The sequence below is a fragment of the Mycobacterium sp. E2699 genome (assembly GCF_001666745.1).
In the GTDB taxonomy this organism is placed as follows: Bacteria; Actinomycetota; Actinomycetes; order Mycobacteriales; family Mycobacteriaceae; genus Mycobacterium.
In genome coordinates, this window is record NZ_LZJH01000055.1 from 112327 (window position 1) to 129202 (window position 16876).

General features: G+C 69.4%; 9 protein-coding genes. 7 read left to right on the plus strand and 2 right to left on the minus strand.

Annotated features, from left to right (window positions below; genetic code table 11):
• The first annotated feature begins 25 nt into the window (after positions 1–25).
• The 3 genes from A5696_RS08050 (at position 26) to A5696_RS08060 (ending at position 1432) form a co-directional block, all read left to right on the plus strand.
• Positions 26–451 (plus strand): nuclear transport factor 2 family protein, encoded by a 426-nt coding sequence (locus A5696_RS08050; protein WP_067876075.1) that lies wholly within the window; start codon positions 26–28, stop codon positions 449–451.
• Positions 452–521: 70 nt separating this feature from the next.
• A complete protein-coding gene (locus A5696_RS08055) occupies positions 522–995 on the plus strand; it encodes a MaoC family dehydratase N-terminal domain-containing protein (protein WP_197516922.1) in 474 nt (157 codons plus the stop codon).
• Positions 992–1432, plus strand: a complete 441-nt coding sequence (locus A5696_RS08060) for a MaoC family dehydratase (RefSeq protein WP_067876082.1) — start codon at positions 992–994, stop codon at positions 1430–1432. Before A5696_RS08055 ends, A5696_RS08060 begins: the two co-directional genes overlap by 4 nt.
• Before the next feature lie 10 nt (positions 1433–1442).
• Here A5696_RS08060 and A5696_RS08065 read toward each other — a convergent pair whose 3' ends face one another.
• On the minus strand, positions 1443–2909 hold the full coding sequence (locus A5696_RS08065) for an aldehyde dehydrogenase (protein ID WP_067876085.1): 1467 nt from the start codon (positions 2907–2909) through the stop codon (positions 1443–1445).
• A gap of 82 nt (positions 2910–2991) precedes the next feature.
• Here A5696_RS08065 and A5696_RS08070 point away from each other — a divergent pair, with 82 nt between their 5' ends.
• Positions 2992–4344 (plus strand): secreted hydrolase, encoded by a 1353-nt coding sequence (locus A5696_RS08070; protein ID WP_067876089.1) that lies wholly within the window; start codon positions 2992–2994, stop codon positions 4342–4344.
• On the opposite strand, the gene A5696_RS08075 is transcribed toward A5696_RS08070, so the two are convergent.
• Complete coding sequence (locus A5696_RS08075; RefSeq protein ID WP_067876092.1) at positions 4310–5452, minus strand: aromatic ring-hydroxylating dioxygenase subunit alpha; 1143 nt, start codon at positions 5450–5452, stop codon at positions 4310–4312. The genes A5696_RS08070 and A5696_RS08075 overlap by 35 nt on opposite strands.
• 40 nt (positions 5453–5492) lie before the next feature.
• Between A5696_RS08075 and A5696_RS08080 the strand changes: the two genes are divergently transcribed.
• From A5696_RS08080 to A5696_RS08090, 3 genes are all read left to right on the plus strand, one after another.
• Positions 5493–6365: a MerR family transcriptional regulator gene (locus A5696_RS08080; protein ID WP_067876095.1), complete on the plus strand. Its 873-nt coding sequence runs from the start codon at positions 5493–5495 to the stop codon at positions 6363–6365.
• Positions 6366–6425: 60 nt separating this feature from the next.
• On the plus strand, positions 6426–7145 hold the full coding sequence (locus A5696_RS08085) for a DUF1906 domain-containing protein (protein WP_067876097.1): 720 nt from the start codon (positions 6426–6428) through the stop codon (positions 7143–7145).
• Between the two features lie 494 nt (positions 7146–7639).
• Positions 7640–16867, plus strand: a complete 9228-nt coding sequence (locus tag A5696_RS08090) for a type I polyketide synthase (RefSeq protein WP_067876101.1) — start codon at positions 7640–7642, stop codon at positions 16865–16867.
• The last annotated feature ends 9 nt before the right edge of the window (positions 16868–16876 follow it).

Sequence of the window (16876 nt, forward strand, 5' to 3'; positions counted from 1 at the left end):
TCCCTACAGAGGCTGGAGAGCCACGATGACGCTGACCTATCAACAAGAGCAGTTCCTCGACGCCGCGACGGGGCGCGCTGCCATCCTCGACCTGAGCGCCCGGCACAACCGGGCCTACTCCGACGGCGACCGCGAGCGCTGGATCGCCACCTTCCGCCACTCCGGCGCCAGCTACACCCGCGACGGCGACCTGTTCACCGATCTGCGCGCGGCCTTCGACGGCGGCGACGGGCAGCGCCTTGTCACCCTCGATCACGAGATCCACATCGACGGCGTCAACGCCAGCCAGCGCTGCGTCGCGGTGTTGTTCGCCGCCATGTATGGCGACACCACGCTCCGGGCCACCGGGACCTTCCGGGACACGCTGATCTACGAACGCGGCGGCTGGTACTTCACTTCCCGTGTGCTCGCCTGGGATTCGGTGCCGAGCCGGCACCCGCTCGTCATGTGAGCGACACCGCTACGTGGATCCGGACCTCAGCTACCAGCTGGCCTTCGGCAGCTACGAAGACGCGCTGCGCATGGTCGGCGCCAAGAGCGAACCGCGCACCGCGGCGACCCCGGTCAGCGGCGCGCGCATTCAACTGTTCGCCGCGATGGTCCACGACGGGAATCGTTCGTATTGGGACGCCGAGTTCGCCCTGGAGCGATGGGGCGGGCTGCTCGCGCCGCCGGCTCTGTTGATGGGTTGGCTGATACCCCCGCCCTGGGAGCCGGCCGGTCGGCCACCGGTGGCGTCGGTGGTGCTGCGGGTGCCGTTGCCGGGCACGACGTTCATCAACGCGGCCAACGACGTCGAGCTTCTGCGGCCCATCGTCGAGGGGGATCTGCTCACCGTCGTCGAGGAACTGGTGTCGGTGTCGCCGGAGAAGCGGACCCGGTTGGGCGTCGGTCATTTCGTCGAGACCCTGGAGACCTATCGCCGCCAAGACGGTGCCGTGGTGGCCACGTGCCGCAATACCTTGTTCCGCTTCACGCCCGCGGCGCCGTCGTGACCGACCTGGCCTGGGACGAGATCGCCGTTCCCGTCGACCTGCCCGAGGTGGTCGATCACATCAGCTACCAACGGGTGGTGGAGAACGCCGGAGCGACCTGGGATTACTTTCCGGGCCATTTCGATCCCGCCTACGCTCAAAGCCAGGGCAATCCCACGATCTACGTCAACACCATGCACCTCGCGGGATTCGCCGACCGCGTCGCGACCGACTGGGCCGGGCCGGGCAGCCGCGTGGTGCGCCGCTCGATGCGGCTGGCCGGGTCGATCTACGCCGGGGACACCATGATCGGGCGGGGCCGCGCGGTGGCCAAGCGGCGCGACACCTCGGCGGACCCGCCGCGCTGCCTGGTCGACATCGAAATTCAGGTGACCAATCAGCATGGCGCGCTGTGCTGTCCGGTCGAGCTCACCCTGCAGCTGCCCGAAAGTCGTTGACATTCAGCCGCTATAGCGGCGGCAACTTCCCCTTGCACACCAGCGTCTGCAGCTCGACGTACTCGTGCAGACCCTCCGGGCCGAACTCGCGACCGATGCCCGACTGCTTGAAGCCGCCGAACGGCGCGCCGATGTCGAGCGTGTACATGTTGATGCCGTAGGTGCCGGTGCGCACGCCGGACGCGATCTCCAGGCCGTGCGCGACATCGGAGGTCCACACCGAACCGGCCAGGCCGTAGTCGCTCTCGTTGGCGATTCGGATCGCGTCCTCCTCGTCGCGGTAGCGCAGCACGGTCAGGACCGGGCCGAAGATCTCCTCCCGGGCGATGCGCATGTCGTTGGTGGCGTCGGCGAACAGCGTCGGCCGCACGTACCAGCCGCGCTCCGACGGGCTGTCGTCGCCGCCGAGCACGATGCGGGCGCCCTCGGCGCGGCCGGACTTGATGTAATCCTGGACCCGGCGCTGTTGCCGTTGCGCCACAAGGGGCCCGATGTCGGTGGCCTGGTCGGCCGGGTCGCCGACGGTCAGCGCCGACATCATGTCGGCCAGCGCGTCGACGACCTCGTCGTGGCGGCGGTCGCTGACCAGGATGCGGGTCTGGGCGACGCACGCCTGGCCGTTGTTCATCAGCCCGGCGGTTTTCAGCCCGGCCGCCGTCTTGGCGATATCGGCGTCGTCGAGGACGATCGCCGCCGACTTGCCGCCCAGTTCGAGGCTGTAGCGCTTCAGCTGCTCGCCGCAGAGTGTGGCGATCCGGCGCCCGACCGCGCTGGACCCGGTGAACGCGATCTTGTCCACGCCCGGATGGCGCACCAGCGCCTCACCGACGTCGGTGCCCCCGGGCAGCACGGACACCACCCCGTCGGGCAGACCGAGCTGTTCGATCATCTCCGCCAACCACAAAGCGTCCAAGGGCGTTTCGGGCGCGGGTTTGACGATGACCGTGCAGCCGGCGATCAGGGCCGGGATGAGCTTGGGCATGATCAGGAATTGCGGCACGTTCCACGGCACGATCGCGCCGACCACGCCGACGGGAGCTCTGTTCAGGTGCACCTCGCCGAGCACGCCCTGGCGGCGTTCGGTCCACGGGAAGTCGCGCGCGGCGGCCAGCGAGAGGTGGATCAGCGATGCGGCGGCCGCCCCTTGGCCGAGCCGGCTGAAACTGCGCGGCGACCCCATCTCGTCGGTGATCAGGTCGGCCATCCCGTCCATATGACCGGCGTAGATCGCGGCGAGCTGTTCGACCTTGGCCATCCGCTCGGCGTGCGTCATGCGCGGCCAGGGGCCGTGGTCGAAGGCGTGCCGCGCGGCGGCGACGGCGGCGTCCACGTCCTCGGGCCCGGCCGCCTGGACGTGGCCGACCGGTTCCTCGGAGTGCGGGGAGATCACCGCGAGCTGCTGCGGGTTGGCGGGTTTGCGCCACTGCCCGCCGATGAAGATCTCGTCGTAGGAGCGATGGCGGGAATTTTCTGTCATCGCGCACTTCCTCGAGGGTTGGGGCCGCGACCGTGACTGCGCTATTGACGCTAACATAGCTAAAAAAGCAGCGAGGCCTGACATGAGCAGCGATTGGCGCAGTTACCCGTTCCGGTTGGTGCCCGGCGATTCCCAGCTGGATTTCCCGGCGGCCGAAGGCGAACACCCGGACCAGGAATCCGACACCTGGTTCCTCGCCGGCCGGCTCGATGCGACCGGCAGTGACCGGTCGTTCGCCTTTTTGACCATCTTCAACAAGAACCGTCCCGGTGGGACGGTGGTTGCGGACTTCTACACCATGGCGCTGTTCGATCTGGACACCGGCGACTACGGCACCTATACGGACTACGACATGCCGCCGGCCAACATGGAGCCCGGGGCGCGGCGCAAGCTGGAGACGGCGTCGGGTCATCTCGACATCAGCTACCACGGCGACGCCGGCACCGCGTCGTGGATCACCTGCCGCGGCGCCGACGGGAACCTGCTGCCGTTCACCTACCGGGTCAGCCTGGTGGGCGTGGACCACTCCGGCCGGCCGATGCGGCTGGACCTCGCCGTGACCCCCACGCGCGCACCGACACCGGTGGGCGCATCGAAGTACAACGGGAAGATCGTCTGCTTCGGCCAGAGCGAGACGTACTCGTATTTCCAGACCGGAATGACGATGACCGGAACCCTGCGCTGGGGCGGCGTTGTCGAGCAGGTGTTCGGCAGCGGCGGGCACGTCGACCGGCAGTGGTTCCCGAAGTACGCCGGTGGCGGGGGATCGGGCGGCGACCCGCGCGCCAGGTCGCACGAGTGGCGCACCATCAGCTTCGACAACGGCGTGGATCTGAGCATCTGGCGCCAGTTCGACCGCACGAACGGCAATGCGCTGCAGCCGTTCACCGGAGTGACGACGAGCCATCCCGACCCGGCGATAGCACCCGAGTGCGCCGAGGACGTCGAGGTCACGATCAGCAGCTACGTACGCTGGCCGGAAGCGGTGCGGCCGCTGGTGCGCCCGGTGGCCCCGGCCCGATACATGCCGGACCGGCACCGGATCACCTGCGCCACATTGCGATTGGACATCGTGGGGGAGCCGATGGTGCCGGCCCCGGCGCACGGCCTGCCGATCGAATACATGGAGGGCCCCTACCGCTACCACGGAACGCTATGGGGAAAACCCGTGGCCGGATTTGCGTTCAACGAGCGCTCGCTGGCGCTGTACCGGGATTGGGAGCTGGTCGAGGTGCTGGCCACCACCGTCGCCAACGTCGAACCACCCGCCCCGGACCTGCAGACGGCGGTGGACAGGTTGGTGGAGTTGGTGGGGGCCGGCCGCCGCGGCGAAGCGGTCGAGCTGCTGACCGGGGTCACGCCCGTCGAAAACGCGGCACTGGCAACCCTTCTCGAGGACCTTATCGCGGTGCTTTCAGCGCCTGGGCCCAGCTGAGGTGGCGATGCTGTAGCCCGGGTTCGTTGCGCCCGAACAGCAGGTGATCGCGGACGCCCGATTCGAGATTGGTTTGCAGGCCCTCGACCAGTCGGTAGTCCTCGTCGCGCACCGTGGCGTGCGCGTAGTCGAAGACGGCCTGGGCGCCGGCGGCCACCGACTCGTCGGAGAGGTCCAACGGTGTCGAGTTCTGGTGCACGGTAACCGACCTGCCCGGGCGGTCGGCCGGATAGATCCGGAACAGCTCGCCGTTCGCGATGGTCACCGACAACACGATGTTGGGGAACAGCGCGTAGATGACGACCATGTTGTGCAACGGGTCCCAGCGCTCCTCCGGGACGCCGTCGAGTTCCTGAATCGTGTTGAGCGGGAAGATCAGCCGGTGGTGCAGGCCGTACGAGTCGAACACCGTGCAGTTGCTGCGGGCGATGGTGGCGAAGGTCTGCCGGTGCACCGTGGCGAAATGATAGTTCTCCGAGAACGTGTCGACCGCGAGCTTCCAGTTGATCGGGCAGTCGAGCACCTTCTCGCCCAGTGGGGACCACCGCCCGATGCCCCACGAATCGAGCTCGTCGGCCAGCGGTCCCAGGTGCGCGGCGACGTCCAGGTGCGCGCCGGGATCCATTGCGACCCAGAGGAATCCCGCATATTCGGTGGCCGGCAGCTCGGTCAAGCCATCGGACTCGATCGCCACGTCAGGAAAACCCTCGCGTCCCGGAAGCGCCACCAAGCGCCCATTGTTGTCGTACGTCCACGCGTGGTACGGGCAGGTGAACCGCTTCGCGGTGCCACAACCGGTCACCACCTGCGACTGGCGGTGCAGGCAGAGGTTGTCGAACGCCTTGACCGATCCGGCGGAGGTGCGGGTCAGCAGGATCGACCGTCCCAGCACCGTCTTGGTGCAGTACGCGCCCGGACCGGGCAGCTCCGAAACGTAGCCGACCAGTTGGGGACTCGCCATCAGCATCGCGCGCTCCCGGTCGTGGCGCTCGATCGACGTGTAGTCGGCCGCGTCAACCATGTGCACGCCGGGCGCGAGGTCGGTCGTCTTGTCGCGGGCCAGCTTCAGGGCACGCCGTGTCAGGTCGATGAGCTGGTCGCGATCCATACGCTCAGTACAGACCTTGCCACGGTTGTAAGGTCAAGCCGTGGTTGAGCAGTTGCTCATCGGCGACGTCGCGGCCCTGACCGGGATCGCGTCGGGCCGCATCCGCCACTACGAGAAGATCGGGTTGCTGCGCGCCGATTACCTCAGCAACGGCTATCGGGTCTTCGACGTCGACCAGGTGCTCGAGCTGTTGCGCATCGACCTGATGAGAAGCCTCGGGGTCGGCATCAACGACATTCAGCGGTTGCTCGACGGCGGCAACACCACCCTGGCCGAGTTGCTCGACGACCACCGCGCCCTGCTGGTGCGCGAGCGCGACCGGTTGGACCAGCTGATCGCCGCGATCGACGCGGCCACCGGCACCGCCGCTCCCGACGGTAACGAACGCCTGCTACGCCGGCTGGCGACGCGGCATCGCGACAGCATCGGCGTCATCGGCAGGCTCACCGCCCCGCTGTCCGCGCCCGTCACCGCGATGTACGCCGACCTGTTCGATGAGTGGGATTTGCCGGTTCCCCCGCTGTTCGGGCAGATGGCGCTGCCGCCGGCCGCCAGCACGCTGCTCGAGCGACTGGCCGAGACTCCGGGGCATCAGGTTCTGTTCGACAGATTGCGCGCACTCGCCGGCGATGTTGTCGCGTTGGGCGAAAGCGACTCTGCCGCAACGGAACTCGCGCGACGCTGGATCGATGAACAGCTGGCCGACCCGTTGCCCGACGACGTGGTCGGCGTGCTGCGCGGTGTTCAGCCGCTCTTGGGGCACGACCCGGTGATCGTCCAGGGATTCCGGGCCTGGGCCGGATCGATCAGCCCGGCGGCCGAGCGGTTCCTCGATGAGATCGTCCAGCAGACCGCCCGGCGCGGTCTCGAGACCGTCAGCGTCATCGTGCTGCCCGCCGATGCGGCAATGTGATGCAGATGTGACTGCTGTGGCGAGTGTGCTATTTGATACGTGTGTCGTACCCTGTGGCATGTGTCGGTCTCGCGCCGCGACGTGCTCAAATTCGCGGCCGCGAGCCCCGCTCTGCTAGGGCTGGGCGTCGCGGCCGCCTCGCTGCGCGCCGCGCCGGCCCAGGCTTCGCTCGGCACCTTGCTCGACTACGCCGCCGGCGTCATCCCGGCCAGCCAGATCAGGGCGGCCGGGGCGGTGGGATCCATCCGGTACGTCTCCGACCGCCGCCCGGGCGGCAACTGGATGCTCGGCAAGCCGATTCAGGTCGGCGAAGCCCGCGACCTGAGCAGCAACGGCCTCAAGATCGTCTCCTGCTACCAGTACGGCAAGGGCAGCACCGCCGACTGGCTGGGCGGGGCCGCCGCGGGGCTGCAACACGCGCAGCGCGGCATGCAGTTGCACGCCGCCGCCGGCGGTCCGGCGAACGCCCCGATCTACGCATCGATCGACGACGACCCGTCATACGACCAGTACAAGCAGCAGGTCGTTCCCTACCTGCGGTCGTGGGAGTCGGTGATCGGGCACCAGCGGACCGGCGTGTACGCCAACTCGAAAACCATCGACTGGGCGCTGCACGACGGCCTGGGTTCATACTTCTGGCAGCACAACTGGGGCTCACCCAAAGGTTTCACCCATCCGGCCGCGAGCCTGCACCAGGTCGAGATCGACAAGCGCAGCGTCGGCGGGGTCGGGGTGGACATCAACGAAATCCTCAAACCCGAATTCGGGCAGTGGGCCTAGGGGCCGCAACCGCCCAAATCCCAGCAAACACTCGTTCGCTCATCTTCGGGGGCGGCGGACCGGCGCCACGCGCCTGACGCGGCACCGGGGGCGGCCAAGCGACGCGAATCTTTTAACATAACGATTACATAACAATCATGCCTTGAACAGCGCAGTTGTGGCTACTCGACCGTAACCACCTGCATGCAGCAGGTTTGTTCACGGCGCCCGCGCGGCCGGTTCAACGCCGTGTTACCCAGGACACGGTTACCCGTGCGTAGAACTCGCCAGTAACCGATCGACATGCAAAAAGGGCACTGATCCTTATGACACTCTTAGTACAGCCGATGCGGTCCGCCGCCCCTCCCGCGCCATCGGGGCGGCCGCCGGCAACACACCGGCCAGCCGTCCTCCGGCTGTGATTCGACGGGGAATCGCGTTATGTAAGCAGGCCCATCCGTCGGGACCGGCCGAACGACCGAGATGTAAAGACGCAAGCAGGGGAGATACAGAAGGTGACGATCCACGAGCACGACCGGGTGTCCGCCGACCGCGACGGGACTGGCCCGCACAACACGGATGCTCTGGTCGACCGCCTGACGGCCGGCGAGTCCTACGCCATCGCCTTCGGTGGCCAGGGCAGCGCCTGGCTGGAGACCCTCGAGGAGCTGGTGTCCTCCGCGGGGATCGAATCCGACCTGGCGACCCTGGTCGGCGAGGTGGAACTCCTGCTCGAGCCGGTGGCCAAAGAGCTGGTCGTGGTGCGTCCGATCGGTTTCGAACCGCTGAACTGGGTCCGCGCTCTGGCGGCCGAGGATCCCGTCCCGTCGGACAAGCATCTGACGTCGGCGGCGGTGTCGATCCCCGGCGTGCTGCTCACCCAGATCGCGGCCGCGCGTGCCCTCGCCCGGCAGGGTATGGACTGGACCGCGACGCCGCCGGTGGCGGTCGTCGGGCACTCGCAGGGTGTGCTGGCCGTCGAGGCCTTCCGGGCCGCGGGGGCCCGCGACGTCGAACTGCTGGCCCTGGCGCAGCTCATCGGTGCGGCCGGGACGCTGGTGGCCCGCCGGCGCGGGATCTCCGTGCTGGGTGACCGGCCGCCGATGGTGTCGGTGACCAATGCCGACCCGGACCGCATTCGCCGGCTGCTCGACGAGTTCGCGCAGGACGTGCGCACCGTGCTGCCCCCGGTGCTGTCGATTCGCAACGGCCGGCGGTCGGTGGTCATCACCGGCACCCCGGAGCAGCTCTCGCGCTTCGAGCTGTACTGCCGGCAGATCTCCGAGAAGGAGGAGGCCGACCGCAAGAACAAGATCCGCGGCGGCGACGTCTTCGCGCCGGTCTTCGACCCGGTCCGGGTGGAGGTGGGCTTCCACACCCCGCGGCTGTCCGACGGCATCGACATCGTCGCCGGCTGGGCCGAGAAGGTCGGCCTCGATGTCGAGCTGGCCCGGAAGCTGACCGAGGCCATCCTGGTCGACGGCGTCGACTGGGTCGACGAGATCACGCGCGTTCACCAGGCCGGCGCGCGGTGGATCCTCGACCTCGGGCCCGGCGACATCCTGACCCGGCTGACTGCGCCGGTCATCCGCGGCCTCGGCATCGGCATCGTGCCCGCGGCGACCCGCGGCGGTCAGCGCAACCTGTTCACCGTCGGGGCCGTGCCCGAGGTCGCGCGCGCCTGGTCGACTTACGCCCCGACCGTGGTCTCGCTGCCCGACGGCCGTGTCAAGCTGTCCACGAAGTTCACCCGGCTGACCGGGCGGTCGCCGATCCTGCTCGCGGGCATGACACCGACCACCGTCGACGCCAAGATCGTCGCCGCCGCGGCCAACGCCGGGCACTGGGCCGAGCTGGCCGGCGGCGGGCAGGTGACCGAACAGATCTTCGCCGATCGCATCGAGGAGCTGTCGGGGTTGCTCGAGCCCGGACGCACCTATCAGTTCAATGCGCTGTTCCTCGACCCGTACCTGTGGAAGCTCCAGGTCGGCGGCAAGCGGCTGGTGCAGAAGGCGCGCCAGTCCGGCGCGGCGATCGACGGTCTGGTGATCAGCGCCGGCATCCCGGACCTCGAGGAGGCCGTCGAGCTGATCGGCGAGCTCAACGATGTCGGCATCAGCCACGTGGTGTTCAAGCCCGGCACGGTCGAGCAGATCCGCTCGGTCATCCGCATCGCGACCGAGGTGCCGACCAAGCCGGTGATCGTGCACATCGAGGGCGGCCGCGCCGGCGGCCACCACTCCTGGGAAGACCTCGACGACCTGCTGCTGGCGACCTACTCGGAACTGCGCTCGCGTCCCAACATCACCGTCTGCGTCGGCGGCGGCATCGGCACCCCCGAGCGGGCGGTCGAGTACCTGTCGGGGCGCTGGGCCGAGTCCTACGGCTTCCCGCTGATGCCGATCGACGGCATCTTGGTCGGCACCGCGGCGATGGCGACGCTGGAGGCCACCACCTCCCCGTCGGTCAAGCGGATTCTCGTCGACACCACCGGCACCGACCAGTGGATCAGCGCCGGAAAAGCCCAGGGCGGCATGGCTTCCAGCCGCAGCCAACTCGGGGCCGACATCCACGAGATCGACAACAGCGCCTCCCGTTGCGGCCGGTTGCTCGACGAGGTCGCCGGTGACGCCGAGGCGGTCGCCGAGCGGCGCGACGAGATCATCGCGGCGATGGCCAACACCGCCAAGCCGTATTTCGGCGACGTCGCGGAGATGACCTACCTGCAGTGGTTGCGGCGCTACGTCGAACTGACCATCGGCGAGGGCAATTCGACCGCCGACACCGCCGCACCGGGCAGCCCCTGGCTCGCCGACACGTGGCGCGACCGATTCCAGCAGATGCTGCAGCGGGCCGAAGCGCGCCTGCACGCAAAGGATTTCGGCCCCATCGAGACATTGTTTTCTGGTTCGACCGACTCCGACCTGCTGCAGAACCCCGACGAGGCGATCGCGACGCTGCTTGCGCACTATCCCGACGCGGAATCGGTGCAGCTGCATCCGGCAGATGTTCCGTTCTTCGTCACGCTGTGCAAGACGCTGGGCAAGCCGGTCAACTTCGTGCCCGTCATCGACAAGGACGTGCGGCGCTGGTGGCGCAGCGACTCGCTGTGGCAGGCCCACGACGCCCGCTACGACGCCGACCAGGTCTGCATCATCCCGGGCACGGCGGCCGTGGCCGGGATCACCCGGATGGACGAGCCCGTCGGCGAGCTGCTGGACCGCTTCGAGCAGGCCGCCATCGACGAGGTGCTGGCGTCCAACGGTCAGCCCCGGTCCGTCACCTCGCGCCGGCTGGGCCGCCCGGACGTGACCGGGCCGCTGGCCGTCGTACTGGACGCGCCGGACGTGCAGTGGGCCGGGCGCACGACCACCAACCCGGTGCATCGCATCGCCGACCCCGCTGACTGGCTGGTGCACGACGGGCCCCAAAGCCGCCGCGCCACACACTCTTCCACGGGCGCGCAGCTTTCCGTCGACGGCGAGCGCGTCGTCCTGAGCGTGCCGCTGTCGGGCACCTGGATCGACATCCCCTTCCAACTGCCCGCCAACACCGCCGACGGCGGCACCCCGGTGGTTTCCACCGAGGACGCCACGATCGCCATGCGCGCGGTCCTGGCGATCGCCGCGGGGGTCGACGGGCCGGACTTCCTGCCCGCGGTCACCGACGGGACGGCCACCGCGACGGTGGACTGGGACCCCGAGCGGGTCGCGGACCACACCGGCGTCACGGCCACGTTCGGCGAGCCGCTGGCGCCCAGCCTCACCACGGTGCCCGACGCGCTGGTCGGCCTCTGCTGGCCGGCGGTTTTCGCGGCGATCGGGTCGGCGGTCACCGACGCCGGCGTGCCGGTGGTAGAGGGCCTGCTGAGCCTGGTGCACCTGGACCACGCCGCCCACGTCGTTGGCAAGTTGCCGACGGTGCCGGCGCAATTCACCGTGACGGCAACGGCTGCGCGGGCCGTCGACACCGACATGGGCCGCGTGGTCGGAGTATCGGTGACGATCAAGTCGGCCGAGGGGGACCTGATTGCCGCGCTGACTGAGCGTTTCGCGATTCTCGGGCGCACCGGTACCGCCGAGCTGACCGATCCGGTCCGGGCCGGCGGAGCGGTGTCCGAGAACGCGACCGACACCCCGCGGCGCCGCCGCCGGGACGTCACGCTGGCCGCGCCGGTCGACATGCGCCCCTTCGCGGTGGTCTCCGGTGACCACAACCCCATCCACACCGATCGGGCGGCCGCGCTGCTGGCCGGCCTGGAATCGCCGATCGTGCACGGCATGTGGCTGTCGGCCGCCGCGCAGCACGCCGCGACCGCCACCGACGGTCAGGCCCGCCCGCCCGCGCGCCTGATCGGCTGGACCGCGCGATTCCTGGGCATGGTGCGTCCCGGCGACGAGGTCGACTTCCGGGTGGACCGCGTCGGAATCGACCGGGGCGCAGAGGTTTTGGAGGTGGCCGCGCGCGTCGGCTCGGATCTGGTCATGTCGGCGACCGCGCGGCTGGCCGCCCCGAAGACGGTCTACGCGTTCCCCGGCCAGGGCATCCAGCACAAGGGCATGGGAATGGAGGTCCGGGCCCGCTCCAAGGCCGCCCGCAAGGTGTGGGACGCCGCCGACAAGTTCACCCGTGACACGCTGGGCTTCTCGGTGCTGCACGTGGTGCGCGACAACCCGACCAGCATCATCGCCAGCGGTGTGCACTACAACCACCCCGAGGGCGTGCTCTACCTGACGCAGTTCACCCAGGTCGCTATGGCCACCGTGGCGGCCGCCCAGGTCGCCGAGATGCGCGAGCAGGGCGCCTTCGTCGAGGGCGCCATCGCCTGCGGCCACTCCGTCGGCGAGTACACCGCCCTGGCCTGCGTGACGGGCATCTATGAGCTGGAAGCCTTGCTGGAGATGGTGTTTCACCGCGGCTCGAAGATGCACGACATCGTGCCGCGCGACGAGCTCGGCCGCTCCAATTACCGATTGGCGGCGATCCGGCCCTCGCAGATCGACCTGCCCGACGACGAGGTTTCGGCTTTCGTCGCCGGAATCGCCGAGAGCACAGGTGAATTCCTCGAGATCGTGAACTTCAACCTCCGTGGGTCGCAGTATGCGATCGCCGGCACGGTGCGCGGTTTGGAGGCCCTGGAGGCCGAGGTCGAACGCCGCCGCGAGCTGACGGGTGGGCGGCGATCGTTCATCCTGGTGCCCGGCATCGACGTGCCGTTCCACTCGCGGGTGCTGCGCGTCGGCGTCGCCGAGTTCCGTCGTTCGCTGGAGCGGGTCATGCCGCGCGACGCGGACCCCGACCTCATCATCGGGCGCTACATCCCGAACCTGGTGCCGCGGCCGTTCACGCTCGACCGTGACTTCATCCAGGAGATAAGGGATCTGGTGCCGGCCGAGCCGCTCGACGAGATCCTGGCCGACTACGACACCTGGCGGCGCGAGCGGCCGGCCGAAATGGCGCGCACCGTGTTCATCGAGCTGCTGGCGTGGCAGTTCGCCAGCCCCGTGCGCTGGATCGAAACCCAGGACCTGCTGTTCATCGAGGAGGCCGCGGGCGGTCTGGGCGTCGAGCGGTTCGTCGAGATCGGTGTGAAGTCCGCACCGACCGTCGCCGGGCTGGCCACCAACACGCTGAAGCTGCCCGAATACGCGCACAGCACAGTGGAAGTGCTCAACGCCGAGCGCGACGCCGCCGTGCTGTTCGCCACCGACACCGACCCCGAGCCGGAGCCGGAGGAGGCGGCGGAGCCGGTCGCCGAGGCTGTCGCGACCGACGCCGCCGTGGAGCCCGCGCCCGCGCCGGTGCCGGCCGCGCCGTCCGGAGCCGCCCGCCCCGACGACATCGGGTTCGACGCCGCCGACGCCACCCTGGCGTTGATCGCGCTGTCGGCCAAGATGCGCATCGACCAGATCGAGGAACTCGACTCCATCGAGTCCATCACCGACGGCGCGTCCTCGCGGCGCAACCAGCTGCTGGTCGACCTGGGTTCGGAGCTGAATCTCGGCGCCATCGACGGTGCCGCCGAGGCCGACCTGGCCGGGCTGCGGGCACAGGTCACCAAGCTGGCGCGAACGTACAAGCCTTACGGCCCGGTGCTTTCCGACGCGATCAACGATCAGCTGCGGACGGTTCTGGGCCCCTCGGGCAAGCGTCCCGCCGCCATCGCGGAACGGGTCAAGAAGACCTGGGAGCTCGGCGACGGCTGGGCCAAGCACGTCACCGTCGAGGTGGCGCTGGGCACCCGCGAGGGCACCAGCGTTCGCGGCGGCGCGATGGGCCACCTGCACGAGGGCGCGCTGGCCGACGCCGCCTCCGTCGACAAGGTGATCGATGCCGCGGTCGCCTCGGTCGCTGCACGGCGCGGCGTCTCGGTGGCGCTGCCGTCGGCCGGCGGCGCGGGCGGTGGCGCGACCATCGACGCGGCGGCGCTGAGCGAATTCACCGACCAGATCACCGGTCGCGACGGCGTGCTGGCCTCGGCCGCCCGCCTGGTGCTGGGCCAGCTGGGCCTCGACGATCCGGTGAGCGTGTCACCGGCTGCCACCGACGCCGAGCTCATCGACCTGGTCACCGCCGAATTGGGCGCGGACTGGCCGCGTTTGGTGGCGCCGGTGTTCGACTCGAAGAAGGCCGTCGTGTTCGACGATCGCTGGGCCAGCGCCCGCGAGGACCTGGTCAGGCTGTGGCTGGCCGACGAGGGCGACATCGATGCCGACTGGGTGCGGCTCTCCGAGCGATTCGAGGGTGCCGGGCACGTCGTCGCGACCCAGGCCACCTGGTGGCAGGGCAAGTCGCTGGCCGCCGGGCGTCAGATCCACGCGTCGCTGTACGGCCGGATCGCTGCCGGCGCGGAGAACCCGAACCCGGGCCCCTACAGCGGCGAAACCGCCGTGGTGACAGGGGCTTCCAAGGGTTCGATCGCCGCGTCGGTGGTTGCGCGACTGCTCGACGGCGGCGCCACCGTCATCGCAACGACGTCGAAGCTCGACGACGAACGGCTGGCGTTCTACCGCGGGCTGTACCGCGACCACGCCCGCTACGGCGCCGCGCTGTGGGTGGTGGCGGCCAACATGGCGTCCTATTCCGACATCGACGCACTGGTCGAATGGGTCGGCACCGAGCAAACCGAAAGCCTTGGGCCGCAGTCCATTCACATCAAGGACGCGCAGACGCCGACGCTGCTGTTCCCGTTCGCGGCGCCGCGCGTGGTCGGGGACATGTCGGAGGCGGGTTCGCGCTCCGAGATGGAGATGAAGGTGCTGCTGTGGGCCGTGCAGCGACTGATCGGCGGGCTGTCGAAGATCGGCGCCGAGCGCGACATCGCGTCGCGGCTGCACGTGGTGCTGCCCGGTTCGCCCAACCGCGGAATGTTCGGCGGCGACGGCGCTTACGGGGAAGCCAAGTCGGCACTCGACGCGCTGGTGAGCCGCTGGCACGCCGAATCGTCGTGGGCGGCCCGAGTCAGCCTGGCGCACGCGCTGATCGGCTGGACCCGCGGCACAGGGTTGATGGGCCACAACGACGCCATCGTCGACGCCGTCGAGGAGGCGGGCGTCACCACCTACTCCACCGACGAGATGGCCGCGATGCTGCTCGCCCTGTGCGACGTGGAGTCCAAGGTGGCCGCGGCGAGCAAGCCGATCGAGGCCGACCTGACCGGCGGGCTGGGCGACGCCCAGCTGGACATGGCCGAGTTGGCCGCCAAGGCGCGCGAGGAGATGTCGGTCGAAGCGGCCGCCGAGGACGACGGCCCGGCCGAGGGCACCATCGCCGCGCTGCCGTCGCCGCCGCGGGGATTCACCCCGGCGCCCCCGCCGGAGTGGGACGACCTCGACGTCGACCCCGCCGATTTGGTGGTGATCGTCGGCGGCGCCGAGCTCGGCCCGTACGGTTCGTCGCGCACCCGATTCGAGATGGAGGTCGACAACGAGCTGTCGGCGGCCGGCGTGCTGGAGCTGGCGTGGACCACCGGGCTGATCCGCTGGGAGGACGATCCCCAACCCGGTTGGTACGACACCGCATCCGGCGAGCTGGTCGACGAGGCGGAACTGGTCGAGCGCTACCACGACACCGTGGTGGAGCGCTGCGGCATCCGTGAGTTCGTCGACGACGGCGCGATCGACCCGGATCACGCGTCGCCGCTGCTGGTGTCGGTGTTCCTGGAGAAGGACTTCGCGTTCGTGGTCTCGTCGGAGGCCGACGCGCGCGCCTTCGCCGAGTTCGATCCGGAGCACACGATCATCAGGACGGTGCCCGACTCGAGTGACTGGCAGGTCATCCGCAAGGCCGGCACCGAGATCCGGGTGCCGCGCAAGACCAAGCTGTCGCGGGTCGTCGGCGGCCAGGTGCCGACCGGGTTCGACCCGACGGTGTGGGGCATCGGTCCCGACATGGCGAGTTCCATTGACCGCCTTGCGGTCTGGAACATCGTCGCGACCGTCGACGCGTTCCTGTCCGCCGGCTTCAGCCCGGCCGAGGTGATGCGCTACGTCCACCCCAGCATGGTGGCCAACACGATGGGCACCGGCATGGGCGGTGGCACGTCGATGCAGACGATGTACCACGGAAACCTGTTGGGCCGTAACAAGCCGAACGACATCTTCCAGGAGGTCCTGCCGAATATCGTTGCCGCGCATGTGGTCCAGTCCTACATCGGCAGCTACGGCGCCATGATCCACCCGGTCGCCGCGTGCGCGACCGCGGCGGTGTCGGTCGAGGAGGGCGTCGACAAAATCCGGCTCGGCAAGGCCGAAATGGTGGTCGCCGGCGGCATCGACGACCTCACGCTGGAGGGCATCATCGGCTTCGGTGACATGGCGGCCACCGCCGACACCGGCATGATGCGCGGCCGGGGCATTCACGACTCGAAGTTCTCGCGACCCAACGACCGTCGCCGGCTCGGCTTCGTCGAGGCTCAGGGCGGCGGCACCATCCTGCTGGCGCGCGGCGACCTGGCGCTGAAGATGGGGCTGCCGGTGCTGGCGGTGGTGGCCTTCGCGCAGTCCTTCGGCGACGGCGTGCACACCTCGATCCCGGCCCCGGGCCTCGGGGCGCTGGGCGCGGGCCGCGGCGGCAAGGAGTCGCCGTTGGCGCGGGCGCTGGCCAAGCTCGGCGTGGGCGCCGACGACGTCGCGGTGATCTCCAAGCACGACACGTCGACGCTGGCCAACGATCCCAACGAGACCGAGCTGCACGAGCGGCTGGCGGACTCGCTGGGCCGCTCCGAGGGCGCGCCGCTGTTCGTGGTGTCGCAGAAGAGCCTCACCGGTCACGCCAAGGGCGGCGCGGCGGTCTTCCAGATGATGGGGCTGTGCCAGATGTTGCGCGACGGGGTGATCCCGCCCAACCGCAGCCTGGACTGCGTCGACGACGAACTGTCCGGCTCCGCCCACTTCGTGTGGGTGCGTGACACGCTGCGGCTCGGCGAGAAGTTCCCGCTGAAGGCGGGGATGCTGACCAGCCTCGGGTTCGGCCACGTGTCCGGCCTGGTGGCGCTGGTGCACCCGCAGGCGTTCATCGCCGCGCTGGACGCGGATCAGCGCGCCGATTACCAGCGGCGCGCGGATGCCCGGCTGCTCGCCGGGCAGCGCCGGCTGGTCTCGGCCATGGCCGGCGGCCCGCCGATGTACCAGCGGCCGCCGGGCCGTCGCTTCGACCACGACGCGCCGGAGAAGCGCCAGGAGGCGGCGATGCTGCTGAATCCGGCCGCCCGGCTCGGCGAAGACGAGGCTTTTGTCGTATGACGTCGCCGA